Origin of the sequence: Yersinia aldovae ATCC 35236, assembly GCF_000173735.1 — a bacterium.
Lineage (GTDB): Bacteria > Pseudomonadota > Gammaproteobacteria > Enterobacterales > Enterobacteriaceae > Yersinia > Yersinia aldovae.
Genome location: NZ_ACCB01000012.1, coordinates 28,932 through 53,992 on the forward strand (window position 1 = coordinate 28,932; position 25,061 = coordinate 53,992).

Here is a 25,061-nt window from a genome sequence, read left to right on the forward strand (position 1 = left end):
TTAAACAGTCTCTTGGTTTATGGTTAACCGGTTATTTCAGCTGTACAGCAGCAACAGATGATAAATTATCTCGGCGGCTATCCTAGCACGCGAGAGGGGATAGCCACAGACTGGCGCTCTGATTTGGAATAAAAGCCGAAGATATAGGCGGTTAATGGTTCCATAAAGCGGTAGTACCCTTTATTATCCTCAATCACTTTGCTTTAGCAACAGGATCTAAACAGATTTCATGTATCAACCTGTCGCATTATTTATTGGCCTGCGCTACATGCGTGGGCGTGCATCGGACCGTTTTGGTCGGTTCGTCTCATGGCTTTCTACTATTGGCATCACTTTGGGCGTGATGGCGCTGATCACCGTATTGTCGGTGATGAATGGTTTTGAGCGTGATTTGCAGAATAATATTTTAGGGCTGATGCCGCAGGCGCTGATTACCACGCCGCAAGGCTCGCTTGACCCGAATAAAATTCCTGCCTCGGCACTGAAATCACTGCGCGGCGTGACGGATATTGTGCCGCTGACCACGGCTGATGTGGTGTTGCAAAGTGCGCGTAATTTGGCCGCTGGCGTTATGTTGGGCGTTTCCCCAGATCAACATGAACCGCTGGCAGATTATTTGGTGAACGTGCATCTGAAAGATTTGCAGCCGGGTAGCTATAATATGATTCTTGGCGAAAAACTGGCCGCTCAATTGGGCGTTAAACGGGGTGAAACCCTGCGTTTGATGGTGCCGAGCGCCAGCCAGTTCACCCCGATGGGGCGCATTCCCAGTCAGCGTTTGTTCACTATTATCGGTACATTTGCCGCTGACAGTGAAGTGGATGGCTATCAGATGCTGGTTAATCAACAGGATGCCTCGCGACTGATGCGCTATCCGCCGGGTAATATTAGCGGCTGGCGCCTCTTCCTTGACCAGCCGCTGTCGGTAGATAGCCTGAGCCAGCAGACCTTGCCGGAGGGTACGGTATGGAAGGACTGGCGTGACCGCAAAGGTGAGCTATTCCAGGCGGTGCGGATGGAGAAGAACATGATGGGGCTGCTGCTTAGCCTGATTATTGCTGTCGCGGCCTTCAATATTATTACTTCGCTCGGCTTGTTAGTGATGGAAAAACAGGGCGAAGTGGCTATCTTGCAAACTCAGGGGTTGAGTCGCCGCCAAATCATGTTGGTGTTTATGGTGCAGGGTGCGACGGCCGGTGTTATCGGCGCGTTGCTCGGTGCAGGGCTGGGTATTTTACTTGCCAGCCAATTGAACACCCTCATTCCGATCCTTGGTTTGCTGATCGACGGTGCCACCTTGCCGGTTGAAATTAACCCCGTTCAGGTCACGGTGATTGCCCTGTTGGCGATGGTAATTGCTTTGCTCTCCACGCTCTACCCTTCCTGGCGCGCTGCCGCCGCACAACCTGCCGAGGCTTTACGCTATGAGTAACCATCCTTTATTACAGTGTTTAAACCTGTGCAAACGCTATCAGGAAGGGCAACTGCATACCGACGTCCTGCGCAATGTGTCGTTTACTATTGAAGCCGGTGAGCTGATGGCGATTGTCGGCAGTTCTGGTTCGGGTAAAAGTACGTTGCTGCACTTGTTAGGCGGTCTGGATTCCCCAACGTCCGGTGAAGTGATTTATCAGGGGCGTTCATTGAATCAATTATCGTCCAGTGCAAAGGCAGAGTTGCGTAACCGTGAATTAGGTTTTATCTATCAATTCCACCATTTATTGCCTGATTTTACCGCGCTGGAGAATGTCGCGATGCCACTGCTGATTGGCGGTGCCAAACCGGTCGAGGCACAAGATAAAGCCCGGGCGATGCTGGCCGCAGTAGGGCTGGAAAAACGCCGCAAGCATCGCCCTTCGGAGTTATCCGGTGGCGAGCGCCAGCGTGTTGCCATTGCCCGCTCGCTGGTGAATAACCCTTCATTAGTGCTGGCGGATGAGCCGACCGGTAATCTGGATCAGCGTAATGCCGACAGTATCTTCAATTTGCTGGGTGAATTGAATGTCCGTCAGGGCACGGCCTTCTTAGTGGTCACCCACGATTTGCAATTAGCGAAACGGATGAGCCGACAGCTTGAAATGCGTGATGGTCAGTTGCAGCAACATTTGACGTTGGTGGGGGCGCAATAGTGGCAATGGGAATGGGGGTGTCGCCACTGTCACTGCTGATTGGTTTGCGCTTTAGCCGTGGCCGTCGCCGTGGCGGTATGGTGTCGTTAATCTCGGTGATTTCCACCTTGGGTATCGCCCTGGGCGTTGCGGTACTGATCGTCGGCTTAAGTGCAATGAACGGCTTCGAACGTGAGCTGAAAAACCGTATTTTAGCTGTTGTACCGCATGGCGAGATTGCAGTGGTTAATCAGCCATTCAGTGGCTGGCCACAAACCCTACAGCGCATCGAAAAGGTGCCGGGTATCGTCGCTGCGGCACCGTATATCAATTTCACCGGTTTGATTGAAAACAACGCTCAACTGCGTGCAGTGCAGATAAAAGGGGTTGATCCACAGGCAGAACAGCATCTTAGTGCGCTGCCGAGCTTCGTGCCAGGCAATGCCTGGGAAAGTTTTAAAGCCGGGCAGCAGCAGATTATTTTAGGGAAAGGCCTGGCGGACGCCTTAGGCGTGAAGCAAGGTTCGTGGCTGACGGTGATGATCCCCAACAGCGACCCCGAGATGAAATTATTGCAACCTAAGCGTATTCGTTTACAGGTTGCCGGGGTGTTTCAGCTCAGTGGCCAGTTAGATCATAGCTTGGCACTGGTGCCGCTGGCGGATGCACAGCACTATCTGGATATGGGTGACAGTGTCACTGGTATAGCCATCAAAGTAGATGATGTCTATAACGCCAACAAACTGGTACGCAGTGCGGGCGAGGTGACGAATGCTTACGTCTATATCAGTAGCTGGATTGGTACCTACGGCTATATGTATCGCGATATCCAAATGATCCGTACTATCATGTATCTGGCGATGGTATTGGTGATTGGTGTGGCCAGTTTTAATATCGTTTCCACGCTGGTGATGGCGGTAAAAGATAAAAGTGGTGATATTGCCGTGTTACGCACACTTGGGGCTAAAGATGGTCTGATCCGGGCAATCTTTATCTGGTATGGCTTGCTGGCTGGGCTAATCGGCAGTGTCTGCGGGGCGGTGGTTGGCGTGATTGTTTCTCTGCAACTGACTCACATTATTCGCGGATTGGAACGGTTGGTCGGGCATCAATTCTTATCGGGCGATATCTATTTTATCGACTTCTTGCCATCAGAATTGCATTGGTTTGATGTGGCGTGTGTGCTGGCGACTGCGTTGGTGTTGAGTTTAATTGCCAGTTGGTATCCGGCCCGTCGTGCCAGCCGTATTGATCCGGCACAGGTGCTTAGCGGGAAGTAGCTTATCGGGTAATCACTTCGCTGGCGATACTGTGCGGGCAGTCATTAATAAGGGTGAGCGGATGTATTACGGTTTTGATATGGGTGGTACCAAGACAGAACTGGGTGTATTTGATGCCAACTTGCAATGTGTGTGGCAAAAACGTGTTCCTACACCGCGTGAAGATTACCCGCAACTGTTGCAAATATTGCAGAATCTAACGCTGGAAGCCGATGCGCACTGTGGTGTTAAAGGCAGTGTAGGTATCGGTATTCCCGGCTTACCTAATGCTGATAATGGTACGGTGTTCACAGCCAATGTGCCCGCTGCAATGGGGCAATCGTTGCAGGGTGACCTTTCTCGCCTGATTGAACGTGAGGTCCGTATCGATAATGATGCCAACTGTTTTGCATTGTCTGAAGCTTGGGATGCGGAGTTTCGTCGCTACCCAACGGTTCTGGGGTTAATCCTCGGTACTGGTGTCGGTGGCGGCCTGATTGTGAACGGTAATATTGTCAGTGGGCGAAACCATATCACCGGTGAGTTTGGCCACTTCCGTTTGCCAATCGATGCGTTGGATATCTTGGGTGCCGATATTCCACGAGTGCCATGCGGTTGCGGCCATACTGGTTGTATTGAAAATTATATTTCCGGGCGCGGTTTTGAGTGGATGTATCAGCATTTCAATCATGAATCTTTACCTGCCATCCAGATTATTGCTAACTATAATACGGGTGAACCTAACGCTGTAGCACATGTTGAACGCTTTATGGATGTGCTGGCCATATGCTTAGGTAATCTATTGACGATACTTGATCCGCATTTGGTTGTTATCGGTGGCGGGCTGTCTAATTTCGAAAAAATTTATCAGGAACTGCCAAAACGCTTGCCGCAGTATTTATTGCGCGTGGCGCAATTACCACGCATTGAAAAAGCGCGTTATGGTGATGCAGGTGGTGTTCGTGGGGCGGCGTTTCTGCATTTGAGTGAGCGTTAGTTATTATTAATAACATACCCAAACTAATTGATGTTGCAGGTCGGCAGCAAACGAATGAATCCCGGTGAGCTTACATTGGTAAGTGATACGGGTGAGTGAGAGCTGCTAACAACGCTGTAATTTCAAATAGGTAGGGATATATAGAGGCAAAAGGTTATGCGCATTCGCCATCGGCTATGTCGCTTTCGCAAGAATAAGCATTTGCGGCACCAACGTTTTCGCTCCCGCATTTTTCATCGGGACAGTGCCGTCACATCAGAAATGAAAAAACCGTTTGTCGTGGTTCTTACCGGTGCGGGGATTTCTGCCGAATCAGGTATCCGTACTTTTCGTGCCGCTGACGGCTTATGGGAAGAACACCAAGTTGAGGATGTGGCTACTCCTGAAGGGTATCGACGGGATCCTGAATTGGTACAGGCTTTTTATAATGCGCGTCGCCGCCAGTTGCAGCAGCCAGAAATTGCACCGAATGCCGCGCATTTCGCGCTTGCAGATTTGGAAGCGGTGCTGGGCGATAACTTCGTACTGATTACCCAAAATATTGATAATTTGCATGAAATGGCGGGCAGTAAGCGCGTTATCCATATGCATGGTGAGCTGCTGAAGGTGCGTTGCACTCAGTCTGGCCAGGTATTGGATTGGCCGGGCGATCTCAGTGCGGATGAGCGCTGCCATTGCTGCCAATTCCCATCCCCCCTGCGGCCACACATTGTTTGGTTTGGTGAAATGCCGATGGGAATGGATGATATTTATCAGGCATTGGCTGAAGCTGATTTCTTTATCTCGATCGGGACTTCCGGCCATGTTTATCCCGCAGCCGGTTTTGTTCATGAGTCGCGTTCGCAGGGAGCGCATACCGTAGAGTTGAATCTGGAACCGAGTCAGGTGGAAAGTCAGTTTGATGAAAAACACTATGGTTTAGCCAGCAAAGTGGTTCCCGAATATGTGCGCGAATTTTTGACAACCTGCGGTGAGAACCGCCAGGGTGACTAATTACCCTGCTTAATTGGAGCCACCGCTTTGATTAAGTAAAGAATGAATAAATAAGCTATAAACCGAACCGGTTGATGGATAATTCACCCGGTTCGGTTCTGCCATGACTTTTACTATTCTGGTTTAAGTTTGTCTAAAGCTGACCTGACGCAATATTTGATGGTGATCACTTCCCCATAATGATATCCACTATTATGAGGGTGGGAACCATGGACAAATTACTCGACCGCTTTTTCAATTATGTCTCTTTTGATACACAAGCAAAAGCCAATGTAAAATCCGTGCCGAGCACTGAAGGTCAGCGCAAGCTGGCTCAGGCGTTGCAGCAAGAGTTGATTGCGCTGGGTTTTTCCCACGTCACCTTAAGCTGCCACGGCTGCGTGATGGCAACATTGCCAGCGAATGTCTCCTGGCAGGTCCCCACCATTGGTTTTATTGCACACCTTGATACCTCACCTGATTTTTCTGGTAAAAATGTCAATCCGCAAATTGTCGAAAACTACCGTGGAGGCGATATCGCTTTGGGGATGGGGGATGAAATTCTGTCGCCGGTCATGTTCCCTATATTACATAAGTTATTAGGGCAAACGCTAATCACTACCGATGGTAAAACCTTGCTCGGTGCAGACGACAAAGCCGGTATTGCGGAAATCATTACGGCAATGGTGCGTTTAAAAAATAGCGATATTCCGCATGGTGATATCCGTATCGGATTCACCCCTGATGAAGAGGTAGGCAGGGGAGCGCGGTTCTTTGATGTGGCTGAGTTTAATGCGCAGTGGGCCTATACCGTTGATGGTGGCGGTGTGGGGGAGTTGGAGTTTGAGAACTTTAATGCAGCATCTGTGACGATAAAGATTGTTGGTAATAATGTTCATCCAGGAAGTGCCAAAGGAGTGATGGTGAATGCTTTGTCACTGGCAACCCGTTTTCATCAGCAGCTGCCAGTCAATGAAACACCCGAATGTACCGACGGGTATGACGGTTTTTATCATCTGCAAAGTATTAAAGGCACGGTAGAGCGGGCAGAGATGCACTATATTGTGCGTGATTTCAGCCGTGATGGTTTTGAAGCGCGGAAGAAGAAGATAATGGATATCGCCAAATTCGTCGGTAAAGATTTGCATCGCGACTGTTATATCGAAATCATTATTGATGACAGCTATTACAATATGCGTGAACATATCATTAAGCATCCACATATCATAGAGTTAGCGCAGGAAGCGATGTGCGATTGTGGTATTGCACCGATTATGAAACCCATTCGTGGCGGTACGGATGGCGCGCAACTCTCTTTTCTTGGCTTACCATGCCCAAATATCTTTACCGGTGGTTATAACTATCATGGAAAACATGAGTTTATTACGCTGGAAGGTATGGAGAAAGCGGTTGCAGTTATTATGCGAATTGCGGAATTGGCGGCCAGGCGAGCTAAAGAGTCATAGCTTACAGGTTATTAGCAAGTTGATGATAGCAAAACGCCCCCACAGTTGGGGCGTTTTCGTGTGACTCGCAGCGGACATTAGTCTTTGAAATACCAATAGCCGCTGTTTACCAGTTCTGACAGTATCGTCAGGAACGCCGGATCTTCCAGTGCGTTACCTAGCTTCTTGGCATCGACACTGAAGTGCTGACACAGGGCATCGGCAGCGGCGAAGTGAGGTGTATCAATCAACTCTCCGTTGACGAAGCAGTTGTCTCCGATACGCAGAGCGCGCAGGCCACCAAGACGCAGTAATGCCTCACCTTGCATCAGTAAGTCATAGATTTCGCTGGCCTGATAAGGTGGCTCTGGAGGCGAGATATCCAGTTCGTGGCGTGATTGAGAGGTGAATTCGCCAAACCAGTTTTGAAAGTGCTCAGGTTGCTGGAGCAAATCCAACATCATGGCATGCAGCTTATCAATTTCCTGAGGCAATACTTCAGCTGGATGCTCACGCAGTGGCAAATCAGGATCGCTGTAGCGGTGGCTACCCAGCTCGCGAGACAGCACATAGTCGGCAAAGCCGCTGACCAGTTCGCGGCCATTGGGGGCACGGAAACCGACAGAGTAATTCAGCGCATTTTCAAGTGCATAGCCTTCATGGGGAAAGCCCGGTGGGATATAAAAGATATCGCCAGGTTCCATTTCTTCATCAATGATGGCATCGAAAGGGCCAACTTGCAGTAAGTCCGGATGCGGGCAATGCTGTTTCATTTCAGTTTTTTCGCCAACCCGCCAGCGGCGGCGGCCAGAACCCTGAATAATAAAGACATCATATTGATCAAAGTGTGGCCCGACACCGCCTCCAGGGACAGAAAACGAAATCATCAAGTCATCCATGCGCCAGTCTGAGAGTTTGCGAAAAGGGCGCATCAACGCGGCGGCCGGCTCATGCCAGTGATCTACCGCCTGTACCAGCAGTGACCAATTGTTTTCACCTAAATGATCAAAACTTTCAAATGGGCCGTGGGCAACTTGCCAACGGCCATCTTCATGGCTTACCAGCCGGCTATCGACTTCATTTTCCATCGCTAATCCGGCAAGTTCATCCGGAGAGAGAGGATCAATGAAGTTTGCGAAACCGCGCTTGAGGATGACGGGACGTTTCTGCCAATAACGTTGCAGAAAATCAGGCCAATCGAGATTGAGTTGGTAATCCATGTTTATTCCAGGAGAGGGGTGAGCTTGGCTGTGATTATAACGGATGCCAGCTTTTAGTATCAGGGGCTAGCTGGCAAATTTTATTAATCATCGTGATGATCGTGTTGCTGGCCAAAGGTCACCATCATTTTGGCTCCCCCTAGCGGGCTTTCAGTAATGTTAATCTCACCGTGATACTGTTCAATGATTTCGGCGGCGACAGATAATCCAAGCCCTTGTCCGGGGCGCAATGTATCAACCCGTAGACCTCGTTGGAAAATTAATTTGCGTTTACTTTCTGGAATACCGGGGCCATCGTCATCAACCACGATGGTGAGCTGTTTTTCGGTATGAAAAGCTGTAATTTCAACAAATTCTAAACAGTACTTACAGGCATTATCCAGAACATTGCCCATGATCTCCATAAAGTCATTTTTCTCACCGAGAAAGGAAACTTCCGGTGAAATATCCAGCGTTAGCACCACTCCTTTACGTTGATACACTTTATTCAGTGCGCTACACAAGCTATCTAGCAGTGCGGTAACCGAATGGATTTCACGAATTAATGCATTATGCTCAGAACGCATACTGGCACGGTGTAAGTAATAACCAATTTGCTGAGAAATACGGCTTATCTGCTCTAACATAATAGGCTCGACTTCCTCGATAGTCGTCGTTTGCTTGCCGGTTCGCAGAGAGCGCAGCGTGGTTTGCAATACCGCCAGCGGTGTTTTGAGGCTGTGGGTAAGGTCCGACAGGGTAGTGCGATATTTGGTATAACGTTGACGTTCATTGGTCAGCAAGATATTAAGATTACGCACCAGACCTTGCAATTCGCGGGGTGGGTTTTCATCTAACTGATCACGTTCCCCTTTCTCTAGCTGGGTTATCTGGCTGACCAATGCTTTTATGGGCCGCAGGCTCCAGTAGGCCGCCAGCCATAACAAGGGAATGACCAGTAATAAGTTTGCTAGCAGAACATAGCTGAACCAGTTCCACACCAAGTCTGAGCGTTGCAGCTCTTGTGGGATAGTATCTACCACTACAATGGTGAGTTTTGGCAAGCGTGACGTCGCAGGGTAGGTGTTTACTGAGACAGAATGGGTCAGGGCGCTGTTGTCAGTCTCGTCATATTTCTTTAACTGATCCTGAGCCTTCGGGTTATCACCCAACATCATACTACTGATATGTGTTCCGGTATCCAGTTCATAAAATCCCGGTTTTTGTAACCAGCTTTTTTCGATATGAGATTCAAGTTCGGGTACGTGGCGTTGACGCCACAGGATGTTGCCATCTTTATCGTAGATTAGGACGAGTGTCGGGATATTCAGTTCAAGCTCAGGTGGGACTGAAATACTGAGTTTATCGTTATGCCACTGGGCTAAACTGAAGAATAAATTACTTTCGCCCCGGTGAGCGCTAAAAGTATTTTTATCAAAGCTGACGATATAACCAACCACGGCAACCATGCCATACGATAGTGATAACGCCAGAACGACGCCAGCGGTCGCCATCAGGAAGCGCGCGCGAAGAGAAAACGGTTTACTGTCTTTTCTGAACATGTTGTTTAGTTGGCATCAAAACGGTATCCCTGACCACGAATGGTCGTAATCACTTCACCCTCATGTTCTGCCAACAGTTTTTTGCGCAAGCGGCCCATCAATACATCGATAGTGTGGCTTTCACGTAGTTCTGCGTCAGGATACAGTTGCAGCATCAAGGTGTCTTTGCTGACCACTTTTCCTGCATTACGGATAAGAGTTTCGATGATAGTGTATTCAAAGGCCGTCAGTTTAATCTGTTGCTGATTTACGCACAACTCTCGCCGCGAGAGGTCTATTTGGAACGGTGGGAATTCAATCACCTGGGAAGCCAGACCAATGTTACGGCGCATCAACGCCTGCATCCGGGCGATCACCTCTTCCAGATGGAACGGCTTAGTGACGTAATCATCTGCACCTGCCTCCAGCACTGCGACCTTATCCTGCCAACTTTCCCGTGCGGTTAGAACCAGAATAGGTAAGTTTGTTTGGTGGCTACGCCAACGGCGGATGAGACTTAAACCATCTTCGCCGGGGAGACCAAGATCGATAATTGCGATGTCTGGGGCGTGCTCTTGCAAGAAATAGTCGGCTTCTTTGGTATCTTCCGCCGCATCTACCTGATGCCCCATTTCTCGCATTTGAACCGTAAGGTGGTGACGTAGCAAAGCATTATCTTCCACAACTAAAACCCGCATACCACGTTCCTCGATAAGACTTTAGCCGGATAACTAATAATTACCCGGCGAAGTAAAAATAACATCAACGACTTAGAAGTTATAACGTAAACCGACTTGCATTGCCTGATCATTGACCTTCCAGTTATGGTAGGTATAACCGACTTCAGCCGCAAGGCTTTGTGTGAGGGCATAATCTGTGGTGATCCGCGCCTCATGGAAGGCCCTATGGTCATAATTTGCCAGACGATAGGCAACGCCTAAGCCAATATCCTGTGACAGTCTGCTTTTAATACCCACTTCACCCGTGACACTGTTGTAGGTGTTGGTCTTCTTGCCGTCTTTACTGGCATCAAAAACCAGCGCATGGCGGCTACCGCCTACCAGAGTATAAAAATCGATATTGGGTGAAAATGCAAAATGATACCCTAAGCCGAGTACAGCTTCTGCAAGGCCACGATCATTATTAGCAATACTGCTTATGCGGCCATCAATAAATAAATCATTATCAAAACCATAGCCACCGTTAAGGTAAACTCCCCCCATATCACGATTGCCTATATGGCTGTAATTACTACGATCGAATTGTTTATCAAAACGGTCGTTACTGCTAATTGAACCGTATTGTAAACCGCCAGCCACATAAGTGTAATTGTTCGCCATAACGGTAGTACAGGCTCCCATTAGTGCGACGGATAATATAGTTTTTTTTAGCATAATTGATGATTGCTCCTGGAGGTTAACGTCCTTTTGACATCGAACATTATCGGTGATGCCGACTAAACCATGACTAAACAGGGGCTGATGCAGGGGGATAAAAAGTGATAGAGGCGATGCAGGTGATATAAATCACCTGCATCGCCTCATTGAGTTAGTGAAATTACAGGAGGTTACCTGCCTGCAATTTCGCGACTTGGGTATGTCGAGGTGAAAACATTACTTTAATTCATCAACCATCTTTGTGGCCCGACCAATATAATTGGCCGGAGTCATGGCTTTCAGGCGTGTTTTCTCTTCTTCTGGCAGGGCGAGGCTATCGATAAATGCTTGCATACCGGCAGCATCAACACGTTTACCGCGGGTCAACTCTTTTAGCTTCTCATACGGTTTTTCGATGCCATAACGGCGCATAACCGTTTGGATTGGCTCGGCCAACACTTCCCAGTTATGTTCCAGCTCGTCTTGCAGGTGTGCTTGATTCACTTCCAGTTTGCTTATGCCTTTTAGCGTCGCCTGATAAGCTATCAGTGCATATCCCAGGCCAACACCCAGATTACGCAGTACAGTGGAATCAGTCAGGTCACGCTGCCAGCGAGAAACGGGAAGTTTGCTGGCTAAATGGCCGAGCATTGCGTTTGACAGGCCCAGATTGCCTTCGGAGTTTTCGAAGTCGATTGGGTTTACTTTGTGTGGCATGGTGCTTGAGCCAATCTCGCCGGCGATGGTTTTTTGCTTGAAGTGATTCAGTGCAACATAACCCCAGATATCACGGTCAAAGTCGATCAGAATAGTATTGAAACGGGCCACACAGTCAAACAGTTCCGCGATGTAATCATGGGGTTCTATTTGTGTGGTGTATGGGTTCCAGTTAATCCCTAACGATGTGACAAAGCTCTCGCTAAACTGATGCCAGTCTACTTCAGGGTAAGCCACAATATGGGCATTGTAGTTACCTACCGCACCGTTGATCTTACCCAGAATCTCTACTTGAGAGAGCTGACGGAACTGGCGCTCCATGCGGTAGGCCACGTTGGCAAATTCTTTACCTATCGTCGATGGTGTTGCAGGCTGGCCGTGGGTACGGGACAACAGGGGTAAATCGCGGTACTCATGGGCCATGGCCTTAATTGAATCGATAACCTGACGCCACATTGGTAATATCACCTCTTGACGGGCAGTTTGCAGCATCAAGGCGTGGGACAGGTTATTGATGTCTTCTGAAGTACAAGCAAAATGAATGAATTCTGACACTGCGTGCAGCGCCGGGACAGTTGCTACTTTCTCTTTCAGGAAGTATTCAACGGCTTTCACATCATGATTCGTGGTGCGCTCAATGGTTTTGATACGTTGCGCATCCTCTTCATTGAATTCTTGCACGATTTTATCAAGGTAAGCGTTTGCGTCGGTATCAAAAGGTGGAACTTCGCTGATTTTTTCACAGGCGGCCAGTTTTTGCAGCCAACGTACTTCGACCTGTACGCGGAATTTTAACAAACCGAACTCGCTAAAAATTGGGCGCAGCGCGCTGACTTTATCGCCGTAGCGCCCGTCAATAGGTGAAACGGCGGTCAGTGAGGATAATTCCATTGGTGGCGACTCCTGAAGTCAGATTTTAACAATTTTAACTATGAGCAAGAATACTCTGCGCCTGTTTAAACAGGCGGTTACGCGAAAACATCAACTGCAAACGGCTTCCGCCGACTTGCTGCCAAAGTACGGTAGAGCGGATACCGCCCAATAGTGCGGCGCGAATTTTGGCCTGCACTAGCGTACTTTGTAAGATTGCCGGTGAACCGGTGACCTGAATCCGTGGCCCCAGTGGGCTGATGACATCTGTGTAAATCGATGCCAGCGAACTCATCATCGTTTCAGATTCAAGGTCAAAATGGGCCAGTTGCCTATCAAGCTGACTGATGCGTTCACCCAGGGTATTCATGGCGGACTTGTTGGCATTCAGCTTACGTTCCAACACCATCAGGCTTAGGGTATAACGGGTGAGTTCAGCCGCAGGCCCCTGACGATTAGCGTTCAAGACGCTCTGCAACGTTTCTAACCCCATTGTCAACGACTGTTCATTGCCGCCATAGACTGCAAGGGTAGACGAGGGATCGGTCTGTAACAGGCTCCCCAGCACGGTATTCAGTGCATCATTATCGCACTGACCTTCATGCGCCAGTTGCTGAACCACACGGGCAGACTGGCAAACCCCTGCCAATGCCAGTGTAATATCATAATAGTTCTTCGCCACAGTCACTCCTGTAAACGTTCTGGTTTAGTTTGTTACGCTGCCGGTCAGTGGATAACGTTCTTCAATGATACCGCCACCCAGGCACACTTCGCCCTGATAGAAGACGGCTGACTGGCCCGGCGTAACGGCGGCCACTGGAGAGTCAAACCGAACGTCAACGCGCTCGTCATCCAGTGGCGTTACGGTGCAGGGAATATCCTGTTGACGATAGCGTGTTTTTACCACACAGCGGAACGGTGCCGTGACCGGTTGGCGGTCTACCCAGTGAAGCTGTTGCGCTGCCAGGCCAACTGACATCAGCCGCGGGTGTTCATGCCCTTGCGCGACCAGCAGGATGTTGTTAGCGAGGTCTTTATCAACCACATACCACGGGTCATCGCCGCCCTCTTTAGTGCCACCGATACCCAAACCTTTGCGCTGCCCCAAAGTGTGGTACATCAAACCTTGATGTTCACCCACATGCTGGCCGTCTACGGTCATGATAGGGCCGGGTTGTGCTGGCAGATAGCGGCCAAGGAAATCACGGAATTTGCGCTCACCGATAAAACAGATGCCGGTCGAGTCTTTTTTCTTCGCGGTAACCAAATCAAGTTGCTCGGCAATACGACGGACTTCCGGTTTTTCAAGCTCACCCACCGGGAACAGGCTTTGGGCAAGTTGCTCGTGGCTTAAGGTGTAGAGGAAGTAACTTTGGTCTTTATTGCCATCCAGCCCGCGCAATAAACGACTTTTGCCATCGACATCTTGACGACGGACATAGTGGCCGGTGGCGATATAATCTGCGCCCAAGTCTTCGGCGGCAAATTCGAGGAACGCTTTGAATTTAATTTCTTTATTGCACAGAATATCGGGATTAGGAGTGCGCCCGGCTTTATATTCTTCCAGGAACAATTCAAAAACGTTATCCCAGTATTCCGCCGCAAAATTGACGGTGTGCAGCTCCATGCCCAGTTTGTCGCATACCGCTTGCGCATCGGCCAGATCGGTCGCTGCTGAGCAATACTCTTCGCCATCGTCTTCTTCCCAGTTTTTCATGAACAAGCCAGCTACCTGGTAGCCCTGCTGTTGCAACAGGTAAGCGGAAACGGAAGAGTCGACACCGCCGGACATACCGACGATTACTTTTTTCTGGCTGTTATCTGACATGGGAGTCTCACTAACGTTCCTGTGACGATTATGGCGGATGATGAGGGTATCTGAACCACTTCTCGTCACGGGTAAGGCATTATAAAAACAAGCGCCGGATTTTATCACGTTGGCGACAGTGCTGCATTGCCGATTTGACATTATCTGAGTAAATCAAATTCAGCTTTTATAGCGGCCAGTTAAAGCAGCCAACCAGATCGAGTGAATAGCGCTCAGGTTGCTGATAACAGCGGATAGTTTCTGCCACTAATGGGGAGCGCAAATTGTCTGCTTGCAAAATTTCATCCGCACTGAGCCACAGACAGCGGTCGATATCACTGTCATGAGGGTGAGTCGCTAGTGGTGCTAATAGCTCAATGACGAAAGCGAAGCGTAAAAATGGGGTGTTGTCTGGCGCTATCCATTGATGCATTCTCAGGAAAGATTGCGGGGTAGCTCGAATACCCGTTTCCTCCCACAGCTCTCTTTCTGCGGCCTGAAGCAGCGTTTCATTCGCTTCCAGATGTCCAGCAGGCTGATTCCATAATTTTTTGCCACTGATAGTTTCTTCGACCACCAGAAACTTCCCTTGAGCGTGAACCACACAAGCGACGGTAACGTGGGGCTTAAACATGGTTTATCTCCTTCCATTCGCCAGGCTGTAGGTCGCCCAAGCTTAAATTGCCCATACTAAAACGTATTAGACGTAGGGTCGGGAAGCCGATATGGGCGGTCATTCTGCGCACTTGACGGTTACGCCCTTCAAAAAGCGTGATCTTTAACCAGCTTGTTGGGATGGATTTACGCTCTCGGATCGGCGGATTACGTGGCCATAACCACTCTGGTTCGCTCACCAATTCAGCGCCCGCCGGTAAGGTTGGCCCATCTTTCAAGGTCATTCCCCGTTGTAGTTGTAGCAGCGCATCATCGCTGGGTACACCTTCAACTTGCACAAAATAGACTTTACCGGTTTTTTTGGCCGGTTGCGTAAGCCTGGCTTGTAGCTTGCCATCATTGGTTAATACCAGCAGACCTTCACTGTCGCGATCCAGGCGGCCTGCTGCATAAACATCATTAAAAGGAATAAATTCCTTCAAAGTTGTGCGTCCGGACTCATCGGTAAACTGCGGCAATACGTCAAAAGGCTTATTGAATAACAGTACCCGACGTGGGGTGATAACCGCAGTTCGTGTCGCCTGTGCCTTAGTGCTGAATCGGTTAACTTTGTGATTTTTAACAGAGAATTTATTCATGATTATTGCGATTTTGGATGATTAGCGCATTATACCTCAATCTGTTTCGGATTGGCGTGGAACGAATATTCAAGTAGTATTGACACGAATCTTACAAGGCATTAACAAAATCGCGCTGAAGGAGAGGTTGATGGAAAGCAAAGTAGTTGTTCCGGCAGAAGGTAAGAAAATTACTGTCGATGCTCAGGGTAAACTGGTTGTTCCGCATAATCCGATCATTCCATATATTGAAGGTGACGGTATTGGCGTTGATGTGACCCCTGTCATGATCAAAGTGGTAGATGCTGCGGTTAAGAACGCCTATAAAGGTGAGCGTAAAATCTCCTGGATGGAAATTTACACCGGTGAGAAATCAACCCATGTTTATGGCAAAGATGTTTGGTTGCCAGAAGAGACATTGGATCTTATTCGTGATTACCGTGTTGCAATTAAAGGCCCGCTAACTACCCCGGTGGGCGGTGGTATTCGTTCTCTGAACGTTGCTTTGCGTCAACAACTCGACTTGTATGTCTGTCTGCGCCCAGTGCGTTATTACACTGGTACGCCAAGCCCGGTAAAACGCCCACAAGATACCGATATGGTGATTTTCCGCGAGAATGCTGAAGACATCTATGCCGGTATTGAATGGCAGGCCGGTTCACCAGAAGCTGAAAAAGTGATTAAGTTCCTGCGTGAAGAGATGGGCGTGAAGAAGATTCGCTTCCCTGAACAATGCGGTATCGGCGTGAAACCCTGTTCAGAAGAAGGGACCAAACGCCTGGTTCGTGCTGCGATTGACTATGCCATTGCCAATGATCGTGACTCAGTGACTCTGGTTCACAAAGGCAACATTATGAAATTCACTGAAGGCGCATTTAAAGACTGGGGTTACCAGTTAGCGCGTGAAGAGTTTGGTGGTGAGCTGATCGATGGCGGCCCGTGGGTTAAAATCAAAAACCCAAATAACGGCAAAGAGATTGTTATTAAAGATGTGATTGCTGACGCTTTCCTGCAACAGATTCTGCTGCGTCCGGCAGAGTATGATGTTATCGCCTGTATGAACCTGAACGGTGACTACATTTCTGATGCGTTGGCGGCACAAGTTGGTGGCATCGGTATTGCTCCGGGTGCCAACATCGGTGATGAGTGTGCCTTGTTTGAAGCCACCCACGGTACTGCACCAAAATATGCCGGCCAGGATAAAGTGAACCCAGGTTCAATTATTCTGTCAGCAGAAATGATGCTGCGTCATATGGGCTGGACTGAAGCGGCAGACTTAATCATTAAAGGAACCGAAGGTGCAATCCAGGCCAAGACCGTGACTTATGATTTTGAACGCCTGATGGAAGGGGCTAAATTGCGCAAGTGTAGCGAGTTTGGTCAGGATATCATCGATAACATGTAAGTTATTGAGAATGAGAGAACCTTGCGGGAGTGTAGGCTGCCGTGAGGTTTTTTTTTATCTAAATACAGTGCAATGGTGGGAGACTGCCCATCACTGTGCCGGTTTTGTGCTTATTTGTTATTGATTCAATATCCATGCACCAAGTCTTCCTTACCGCATAATTTGAAGAAATTATTTGACTGATTATGGTAACTCTTTATCCTTTACCGCACGTTATCTGGCATATATTTGCTATCTATCCATATTAAGCTTATTTAGCCATCAATGTTCAAGATATTATAAAATTTATTTTATTTTTCTCTCTTAAAACAGAGGTTTATATTGTGACGAAGGATGTAGAAATCGTTAAAGCACGGCATCCGTTAGATAAGCAGCATATCAAGCTAACTTATGTAACTCATTTTTACTGCAATCAGGGAAATATGGACTCTGTTGAGTCTTTGTTGACGGAGTATGAGTCGTACCCTGATGATATTAAGGATGCTGTCGAATTTGTCATCGTTGATGATTGCTCACCTTTAGAGTATGAAGTAAAAGATTACGATTTGAATTTCACATGGTTAAGAATAACCACTGATATTCAATGGAATCAGGCAGGTTCGCGCAATTTGGGCGTAACTTACGCAAAATCTGACAAAATTATCATCACCGACTTAGATTGTCTGCTTCCTGCAGACACGCTGCGCTATCTGGTCAATGCCCGTAACCCAGGGCGCTCACTGTATCGTATCTACCGGACCGATGAAAAAACAGGCAAAGCGTACCGGGGTCACCCAAATCTTTTCTTCATGTCCCGAGCGCGGTTTTTCCGGTTGTTTGGCTATGATGAAGAATTTGCGGGTCATTACGGGTCGGAAGATTATCGTTTTGTGAAGTTTCATAAAGATCACGGCACCACGCCGCGTTATCTGCCTAAAAAGTTTAGATGTATTGAGCGTAATGTTGATAGGAAGAAAAGCTACCATTCTCTGAATCGTGATTTGGCGCATAACGCGCCAATTGATGATCGCAAAAAACGTGAAATTTCGCTGTTTGGCCCTGAGTATGGGCACAGCAGGATATTCCTGAATTTTAACTGGGAAATCAAAAAGGTGCATTCACGTCCTGCCCCAGTTCCTGAGCGAAAGATATGGTGGCGGCCATTATGGTGGTTCCGTTATCTGTTCAGAACGCTCTCGGCATAACGTTGCTTGCTGTAGAGTCATTTCCCTCAATGAGCCGTTATCTGACAGCTCATTGGTATTATCGACTGACGCTGCCATGTTTGAAGCCGACACGTTGTGCAGTTTCAACTGGTTATCAACCTGAAGTGAGTGACTTATGATTTCTCCTGCTCCTTTGCCAAGCGCTCCTCCCGTGCACCGCTATGTGGGTTTGCTGTCTTGTGCAACTGCCTTTCTGTTAGGTGTTGGTTTACCCACTTCAAATTTTATAATGAATTTATCGCTGGTTCTGGCGGTAATCTGTTTGTTATTTAGCCGTGATACCCGTTATGTCAAAGCCTTGGTAAAAAACCCATTGATTTGGTTACCGGCTCTGATGTTTATTTTGTTAGCTGTATCATTGCTCTGGCATCACAACCTGTACGGTAAAGTGATGGTGAGTAAGTATTCTAAATTATTGTATATTCTGCCGTTAGCGATGTTTTTTTTACTGTCCCGAACACTTGCCAGCTATTTTGCCAAAGGTTTTTTAGTGGCTAATGTGGTTATCCTGGCTGCCAGTTTGTGGGTGGGGGTTCTTCATTTGCCGTTAGGACATATTGACCCGCTTAATCCTTCAGTCTTCAAACTACAAATTACCCATAACTTCTTTATGGCTCTGGCTGCCACGCTATGGCTTTCTCTGGCGTTCCGACATCACGGGGTGAAGCGCTGGGGGTACGTTTTGCTAGTCTGTCTGGCTGTGTATAACATCGTATTTATGGTGCAGGGTAGAACCGGTTATGTAGCGCTGGCTGCGGCTTTTGGTGTGTGGGGGTAATGTCACTCTCAACCCGCCAGCGCCTGGGCATGATCGTTTGCGGACTTATCGTCGCAGCGATAATTGTTATGGTGCCAAACCGGGCAGTTGATCGGTTACAACAAGGCGTGACAGAGATTCAAACCTGCTTGGCGGCATCTAATGGCCAGGCCGATACTGCCTGTGATAGCTCAATGGGGCTGCGAACTGCATTTATGCTGGAGTCGGTAAAACTGATTGAGCAAGCTCCGGTGCTGGGCAATGGTGCTGGCGGTTTCTGGTATCAATTCTCCGCAGATGAGTACAGCATTAACCCGCATAATGAATATCTAATGCAAACTGTGCAATCCGGTCTGGTGGGATTAATTCTGTTTCTGGGGTGGATGTGGTGCTATTTCCTTGCGGCTTGGCGTTTGCCAAGTGAGGTCAGAAACGTACTATTGGCAATACTCGGTAGTTATCTGGCTTGTCATCTGTTTAACTCCTTCTTACTGGATTCTTCGGAAGGGCACTTATTTATTATCCTTACGGCGATTGTTGCCAGTTATTCAGTTCTACCGCCCAAAGAACGGTTGGAAATAGAACAAACAGACTAAAACTACTCACAGATAAAATATTTGTTAAATTCAGGAAACAGGTGCACAAAGCGGTACCTGTTTTTTTATCTGTTTAGTCTGATGCTTCTGGCCGTGAACTAAAGTCTAAGCTGTTGTAAAAACAAACCGGCGTATTATTGCGTAGCGATAGCTTAACTTCCTAATAAGCACATGGGCAGGGTTATCAAATATGTCTTTTTACCCCCGTGATAACCTATTTCTATTCAGCCGACGTACCCCGTGGTGGTCCTCAGACACCTGAATATGAGTTACGTGAAGCTGGCTAAGGTCCGGCGATTATTCTTAATGGCGTGATTTAATGCTGTTGATGGTTATCGCTGAACCCTTGCGGCAGATGACATGTAGCCTGATTCCACCTTTGCCACAATCTTCTATTTATAAGCAGATTAATGTTGCCAGAGAGTTACTCAGCGCAATCTTCCGGCCCCCTTAATAGAACGGTCTTTTTCGTGATAACTATCACATAAATAATTTGTTAACGTTAACATTGGTGATTAACATCACGAATATCACCAGACGGATCTTTCCAAAATAAAAAGTTAACGTTAACAATAGGCGTAAATCTCCAACAGGATATCGCCATGCAACATTCTGCCCGCAATCAATATCTGATTTTAAGTGGTTTACTGTTTACGTTTTTCTTCACCTGGTCATCAGCATTCTCTTTATTTTCCATATGGTTAAATCAATATGTCGGGCTAAAAGGTGCTGAAACCGGTGCGACGTTTTCTGCCATCGCTATAACGGCACTTTGCGCGCAGCCGTTATACGGGGTGATACAAGATAAACTGGGGCTTAAGAAACATCTTTTATGGGCTATTGGTATTTTGCTGCTGATCAGTGGTCCTTTTTTTATTTATGTTTATGCCCCTTTATTGCGTATCAATATGCTCGCCGGTGCCGTGGTGGGCGGCTTATATATGGGGATGACATTCTTTGCTGGTATCGGTGCTCTGGAATCTTATACCGAGCGTGTTAGTCGGATTAGTGGGTTTGAGTTTGGTAAGGCTCGAATGTGGGGTTCTCTGGGCTGGGCCGGTGCCACGTTTTTTGCCGGTATGTTGTTTAATATTAATCCTAATATTAATTTTTGGATGGCATCGGCATCGGCCGCATTATTTTTACTGCTGCTATGGTGTTTACGTGAAGTGAAAGTTGATGTGATGGGGCAGTTAGAATATGGCAAAAGTAGTGCTTTGACACTTCAGGATACGCTGTCGTTATTCCGTCTGCCACGGTTCTGGGCGCTGGTGGTGTTTGTTACTGGCGTCAGCGTTTACAACGTATATGACCAACAATTCCCAGTGTATTTCTCTTCTTTATTTGCTGATGCGCGACATGGTAATGAGATGTACGGTTTCCTTAATTCATTACAAGTATTCCTAGAGGCGGGCGGGATGTTTCTCGCACCTTTTTTGGTTAACCGTATCGGTGCTAAAAAAGGTTTGTTACTGAGTGGATTGATTATGGCAATGCGGATATTTGGCTCAGGGTTAGCTCAAGATACCGCCACTATTTCATTGATGAAACTCTTACATGCGGTCGAATTACCCATTCTGCTGATCGCGATATTTAAGTATATCGCCGCCAATTTTGATCCACGGTTATCAGCAACGCTGTATTTAGTCGGCTTCCAGTTTGTCACCCAAGTCTGTTCGAGCATATTTTCACCCCTGGCAGGAATGGGTTACGACCAAATGGGGTTCGCTGATACTTATATAATCATGGGGGCAATCGTCCTTGGATTAACTGTTATCTCCTGTTTTATGTTGCGCGATAAATCGCGTACCGATGATCCTTCTTTGCAATTAACGACCAAGTGAGCACTATGAATTCATTAATTGAGCGAGCAAATGATGCGCTGCAAACGTTAGCTTCTCAGCTCGGCCAACATTTCTATCCACATTATCATTTGGCTCCACCAGCAGGGTGGATGAATGATCCCAACGGGCTAATTTTTTTTAACGGACAGTATCACGCGTTTTATCAGCACCACCCTTATGATGAAAATTGGGGGCCGATGCATTGGGGCCATGCAACCAGCCTCGATATGTTGAGTTGGCAGCATCAACCCATTGCCTTAGCTCCGGGTGATTTATGGGATAAAGACGGCTGTTTTTCTGGTTGCGCGGTAGACGATAACGGTGTGTTAAGTCTGATTTATACCGGACATGTTTGGCTTAACGGTGAGGGTGATGACAGCGCTATTCGTGAGGTACAGTGCCTGGCGACCAGTCAGGACGGGATACATTTTGACAAACAAGGTGTGGTACTGAACCCACCCGAGGGAATCATGCATTTTCGCGATCCGAAAGTGTGGTTTGAAGATGATTGTTGGTGGATGGTGGTCGGTGCTCGAGATGAGCGAGATCATGGGCAAGTCTTGCTATATCGCGGCAGTTCATTGCAGCAATGGCAATTTATACAAGTTTTAGCGCGCGCAGACGACAGCATGGGATATATGTGGGAATGTCCAGATTTCTTCCCGTTAGAAAATGAACACATTCTGATGTTTTCACCACAGGGGCTGGCAGCAAAAGGTTACCTCAATCGCAATTTGTTCCAAAGTGGTGTCTTACGCGGCAAATGGCAACCAGGGGGCGATTTTAAGCCATCTCAACTTTTTACCGAACTGGATCTGGGCCATGATTTCTATGCACCACAATCTCTGCTTACAGCCGATGGGCGGCGAGTCATTATTGGTTGGATGGATATGTGGCAATCGCCGATGCCGACCAAAACCGATAATTGGAGTGGCTGCTTAACCTTGCCACGAGAATTAAGTATTGATTGTGATGGTAATTTATTAATAAAACCGGTGCGGGAGGTTGAAGCACTAAGGCAAGCCGGTGAATTCATCACATCAATGACACTGGCCCAAGAGAAACAACTTTTACATGAAAATTGCCAGAGTCTGGAACTGCAATTGACATGGGATATCACAGCCAGTCATGCAGAAAGATATGGTGTGCAGTTAGCTGATGTCCAAGGAACGGGGGGGAAAGTTTCGGTTTATGTCGATAATCAGGCTAATCGACTAGTTTTGGATAGGTATTACCCACAATATGGACTGACGGGGTATCGCAGTGTGGCATTACCAGAACAGGGGTTATTATCATTACGTATATTTATTGATAGTTCGTCTGTGGAGGTATTTATCAATGATGGGCAAGCTTGTATGAGCAGTCGTATTTATCCAACCGAGCATGAACGCTGTTTATCCCTGTATGCGGAGAATGGTCAGGCCGAGCTACTATACGGTGAATACTGGCAGTTAGTAGCTAGATCATCACGTTGAAATTAAATGGATGCCCGCTCCCGCAGTGGGCACGGCAACCGGCGTGTTGATCGTGATTCTCGTCCTTCAATCAAATGAAGGGCCGCTTCCCGACCAATATCATAATGCGGCAGTTGTACCGTCGTCAGTGGTGGCAAAAATAGTTCTCCGATGCCGACCATATTGTCATAGCCTACCACCGCAACTTGTTGTGGGATGGTAATACCTTTGGCTAGCAGCACTTGGTAGGCCAGAAAAGCGATACGGTCGTTGCCGCAAATCAGCACATCAAAATCAGGTTTTCCCTCAGGGCAGTAGCGATCGAGTAGTGGAATAACATCCTGATAATGCTCATCCCCCGATGCTAAATGGCACTGACGTAACTGCTCTACCGGCAAGGCGAATTCTTGCCACGCTTTTTCTGCACCCGCTCGCCGCGCTTTACCTGCCAAAGTACATTCGGGAAGGTAAATGCACAATGGCCGCTGGTATCCTCGGCGCAATAGCACTTTCATCGCTTGATACTGACCATCAAAGTCATCAGGAATGTAGCTGGGGATAGAATGGTTTTCGCTGACACAATTAGCCAGCACGATATTTTTATCCCGCAGGCGCTCTGGGATAGTGACTTGCCGCAGCCCCATAGATGTGAAAATAATGCCATCAGGACGCTGGGCCAACAGTTGGTTAACTGCTCGCTCGCTATCTTCATGTGAGGTCAGATTGACCAGGAAACTATTCCAGCCAAACTCGCGTGCCGTCAACTCAATAGACAGTAATATCTCGACGGAAAAGGGGGTGGTGGCGGTATCCCATGCAAGCACCGCGAGAGTGGACGTTTTGGTGGTATTACCGCGCATTTTCCGGGCGGAAAAGTCGGGGACATAATTGAGGGCCTCAATGGCTTGCATGACTCGCTGATAAGTCTCTGGGCGCAGTTGGTCTGGGTTATTAATCGCCCGAGAAACGGTCATTAATGAAACTGACGCCAGATTTGCTACTTCTTTCAGCGAAGCCATTACTTTCCTCAATGGATTATGTTACCGCTTTTATTGGTTGATTATCGTTATCTTGCCATTATTGATCAACCTGCGTGTCAGTATTGACTTTCGCTACCAACAAAAAGCCCTCGATGAGTGAGGGCTGGGGGCTAACGGTTGGCTTTATCATCAGCCTTATCAAGCAGGCCATTGGCTATCTTGTTGGCATCAAGATAATGCGTCGAGCTTAAGACCTTGTTGAGCGTGTCACGCACGGTTGACAGAAACAGGTCGTTATCTGATTCATTAGCACATTCAACCATTAAGGCGATCAGCAAAGCTTCATGGGCGATCAAATGATCTTCACCAGATAAGTTTGCATCGGTTTCATCTTTGTGAGCGTTAACAGATGTTTGATTAAGTGATGACATAAAACTCCTTATTTAATAATTGAATAATATCCTGCCTACTATAGCGGGGTTTCTATTTATTGCTATGACAGATGAACCCTGTGTAACAACCGCTATAACAGGTATTAAGAGGGTTTTCCCCAAGTCATCTCCTTTTTAATGTCAATGGCTTGTCAACTGATGCTATTGACCGAACGGCGTTTATCGGTTGCCGGGCCGATATGCGCATCGCCGCAGTGAGCCGCAGAGTTCGATACGCCAGTTCCTCTGCCGCGCCAGCATATTGTTCTGTCATCGCCGCATTTTGGTGGGTCATTTGATTTAACTGACCAATTGATTGGTTTATTTGACCAAGCGCCTGCGTTTGTTCATGAGTTGAGGTACTGATTTCGCTGATCAATGTGGAAACCTGACCGGCCTGTTTGACAATATTATCCATTGTAGCACCGGCATGTTGCACCTGAGTACTGCCATCCCGCATCCTTTCCACACTGGTTTCTATTAACTGCTTGATCTCTTTAGCCGCAGTAGACTAGCGCTGTGCAAGATTGCGCACCTCACCGGCAACCACGGCAAACATATTGTGGGGTTTGCTCAGCAAATCCTGATAGTCAAAGCCACTGGCACGCACAAAAGCGGCGTTGGCGTAGGTAATATTACCGTGAGTATCGGTAGTTGATTGCAAGGTGGTATTGCGACTCCTGCCGACTGACAGGCTTGTTAACTCTCATAATAACCTCAGTAAATGGGGAGATCCCGGATAACAGATAAATAAAACAATTGCTGACGGTCATCGGCGATAAAAGATAAAACTTTATACCTTTATTACTTAAATTATCAACGCACCATAAAAGTGCTATTTATGTATACAGGTACACTTATTTGTG

21 protein-coding genes and 2 pseudogenes are annotated in these 25,061 nt (G+C 47.7%); 11 read left to right on the top strand and 12 right to left on the bottom strand.

Going from position 1 to position 25,061, the window contains the following annotated elements; genetic code table 11:
• The first annotated feature begins 229 nt into the window (after window positions 1–229).
• From lolC to pepT, 6 genes are all read left to right on the top strand, one after another.
• A complete protein-coding gene (gene lolC, locus YALDO0001_RS07565) occupies window positions 230–1,432 on the top strand; it encodes a lipoprotein-releasing ABC transporter permease subunit LolC (protein WP_004701578.1) in 1,203 nt (400 codons plus the stop codon).
• Complete coding sequence (gene lolD, locus YALDO0001_RS07570) at window positions 1,425–2,129, top strand: lipoprotein-releasing ABC transporter ATP-binding protein LolD (protein WP_042839559.1); 705 nt, start codon at window positions 1,425–1,427, stop codon at window positions 2,127–2,129. The genes lolC and lolD overlap by 8 nt, the downstream gene beginning before the upstream one ends.
• 11 nt (window positions 2,130–2,140) lie before the next feature.
• Window positions 2,141–3,388 (top strand): lipoprotein-releasing ABC transporter permease subunit LolE, encoded by a 1,248-nt coding sequence (gene lolE, locus YALDO0001_RS07575; protein WP_042839560.1) that lies wholly within the window; start codon window positions 2,141–2,143, stop codon window positions 3,386–3,388.
• 61 nt (window positions 3,389–3,449) lie between these two features.
• A complete protein-coding gene (gene nagK, locus YALDO0001_RS07580) occupies window positions 3,450–4,364 on the top strand; it encodes an N-acetylglucosamine kinase (RefSeq protein WP_042839561.1) in 915 nt (304 codons plus the stop codon).
• Between the two features lie 156 nt (window positions 4,365–4,520).
• Window positions 4,521–5,357 (top strand): Sir2 family NAD+-dependent deacetylase, encoded by an 837-nt coding sequence (cobB, locus tag YALDO0001_RS07585; RefSeq protein WP_004701585.1) that lies wholly within the window; start codon window positions 4,521–4,523, stop codon window positions 5,355–5,357.
• 209 nt (window positions 5,358–5,566) lie between these two features.
• Complete coding sequence (gene pepT, locus YALDO0001_RS07590) at window positions 5,567–6,802, top strand: peptidase T (protein WP_004701588.1); 1,236 nt, start codon at window positions 5,567–5,569, stop codon at window positions 6,800–6,802.
• Between the two features lie 77 nt (window positions 6,803–6,879).
• On the opposite strand, the gene YALDO0001_RS07595 is transcribed toward pepT, so the two are convergent.
• The 9 genes from YALDO0001_RS07595 to rluE all read right to left on the bottom strand — a co-directional run bounded on the left by YALDO0001_RS07595 (window position 6,880) and on the right by rluE (window position 15,544).
• Window positions 6,880–8,001, bottom strand: a complete 1,122-nt coding sequence (locus YALDO0001_RS07595; protein WP_004701590.1) for a ribosomal protein uL16 3-hydroxylase — start codon at window positions 7,999–8,001, stop codon at window positions 6,880–6,882.
• A gap of 83 nt (window positions 8,002–8,084) precedes the next feature.
• The gene (phoQ, locus tag YALDO0001_RS07600; RefSeq protein ID WP_004701593.1) at window positions 8,085–9,542 is read right to left on the bottom strand and encodes a two-component system sensor histidine kinase PhoQ; all 1,458 of its coding nucleotides are present in this window, start codon (window positions 9,540–9,542) and stop codon (window positions 8,085–8,087) included.
• Window positions 9,543–9,547: 5 nt separating this feature from the next.
• Window positions 9,548–10,219, bottom strand: coding sequence for a two-component system response regulator PhoP (gene phoP / locus YALDO0001_RS07605; protein ID WP_004701595.1), 672 nt, complete (start codon window positions 10,217–10,219; stop codon window positions 9,548–9,550).
• Window positions 10,220–10,291: 72 nt separating this feature from the next.
• Window positions 10,292–10,915: a YPO1635 family putative outer membrane beta-barrel protein gene (locus tag YALDO0001_RS07610; protein WP_004701596.1), complete on the bottom strand. Its 624-nt coding sequence runs from the start codon at window positions 10,913–10,915 to the stop codon at window positions 10,292–10,294.
• Between the two features lie 219 nt (window positions 10,916–11,134).
• Window positions 11,135–12,505 carry an adenylosuccinate lyase gene (gene purB, locus YALDO0001_RS07615; protein WP_004701598.1) on the bottom strand — a complete coding sequence of 457 codons (1,371 nt, stop codon included), beginning with the start codon at window positions 12,503–12,505 and terminating at the stop codon, window positions 11,135–11,137.
• Between the two features lie 34 nt (window positions 12,506–12,539).
• Window positions 12,540–13,166 carry a high frequency lysogenization protein HflD gene (hflD, locus tag YALDO0001_RS07620; protein WP_042839562.1) on the bottom strand — a complete coding sequence of 209 codons (627 nt, stop codon included), beginning with the start codon at window positions 13,164–13,166 and terminating at the stop codon, window positions 12,540–12,542.
• Window positions 13,167–13,190: 24 nt separating this feature from the next.
• Complete coding sequence (gene mnmA / locus YALDO0001_RS07625) at window positions 13,191–14,312, bottom strand: tRNA 2-thiouridine(34) synthase MnmA (RefSeq protein WP_004701601.1); 1,122 nt, start codon at window positions 14,310–14,312, stop codon at window positions 13,191–13,193.
• Between the two features lie 166 nt (window positions 14,313–14,478).
• Complete coding sequence (locus YALDO0001_RS07630) at window positions 14,479–14,925, bottom strand: NUDIX hydrolase (RefSeq protein ID WP_042839563.1); 447 nt, start codon at window positions 14,923–14,925, stop codon at window positions 14,479–14,481.
• Complete coding sequence (rluE, locus tag YALDO0001_RS07635; RefSeq protein WP_004701606.1) at window positions 14,918–15,544, bottom strand: 23S rRNA pseudouridine(2457) synthase RluE; 627 nt, start codon at window positions 15,542–15,544, stop codon at window positions 14,918–14,920. Before rluE ends, YALDO0001_RS07630 begins: the two co-directional genes overlap by 8 nt.
• A 130-nt stretch (window positions 15,545–15,674) precedes the next feature.
• Between rluE and icd the strand changes: the two genes are divergently transcribed.
• The 5 genes and pseudogenes from icd to YALDO0001_RS07660 all read left to right on the top strand — a co-directional run bounded on the left by icd (window position 15,675) and on the right by YALDO0001_RS07660 (window position 22,805).
• Window positions 15,675–16,928 (top strand): NADP-dependent isocitrate dehydrogenase, encoded by a 1,254-nt coding sequence (icd, locus tag YALDO0001_RS07640; RefSeq protein ID WP_004701608.1) that lies wholly within the window; start codon window positions 15,675–15,677, stop codon window positions 16,926–16,928.
• Window positions 16,929–17,251: 323 nt separating this feature from the next.
• Complete coding sequence (locus YALDO0001_RS07645) at window positions 17,252–18,112, top strand: glycosyltransferase family A protein (RefSeq protein ID WP_004701610.1); 861 nt, start codon at window positions 17,252–17,254, stop codon at window positions 18,110–18,112.
• 136 nt (window positions 18,113–18,248) lie between these two features.
• Window positions 18,249–19,486, top strand: a pseudogene (locus tag YALDO0001_RS07650) (O-antigen ligase family protein).
• A 602-nt stretch (window positions 19,487–20,088) separates the two neighbouring features.
• Window positions 20,089–21,330: an MFS transporter gene (locus YALDO0001_RS07655; RefSeq protein WP_004701616.1), complete on the top strand. Its 1,242-nt coding sequence runs from the start codon at window positions 20,089–20,091 to the stop codon at window positions 21,328–21,330.
• Between the two features lie 5 nt (window positions 21,331–21,335).
• Window positions 21,336–22,805, top strand: a complete 1,470-nt coding sequence (locus YALDO0001_RS07660; protein ID WP_004701617.1) for a glycoside hydrolase family 32 protein — start codon at window positions 21,336–21,338, stop codon at window positions 22,803–22,805.
• 2 nt (window positions 22,806–22,807) lie between these two features.
• Here YALDO0001_RS07660 and YALDO0001_RS07665 read toward each other — a convergent pair whose 3' ends face one another.
• The 3 genes and pseudogenes from YALDO0001_RS07665 to YALDO0001_RS07675 all read right to left on the bottom strand — a co-directional run.
• Window positions 22,808–23,803, bottom strand: coding sequence for a LacI family DNA-binding transcriptional regulator (locus tag YALDO0001_RS07665; protein WP_004701619.1), 996 nt, complete (start codon window positions 23,801–23,803; stop codon window positions 22,808–22,810).
• Window positions 23,804–23,934: 131 nt separating this feature from the next.
• The gene (locus YALDO0001_RS07670; protein WP_004701621.1) at window positions 23,935–24,195 is read right to left on the bottom strand and encodes a hypothetical protein; all 261 of its coding nucleotides are present in this window, start codon (window positions 24,193–24,195) and stop codon (window positions 23,935–23,937) included.
• 124 nt (window positions 24,196–24,319) lie between these two features.
• Window positions 24,320–24,751: pseudogene (locus tag YALDO0001_RS07675) on the bottom strand (methyl-accepting chemotaxis protein); the annotation flags it as partial.
• Window positions 24,752–25,061: the final 310 nt, after the last annotated feature.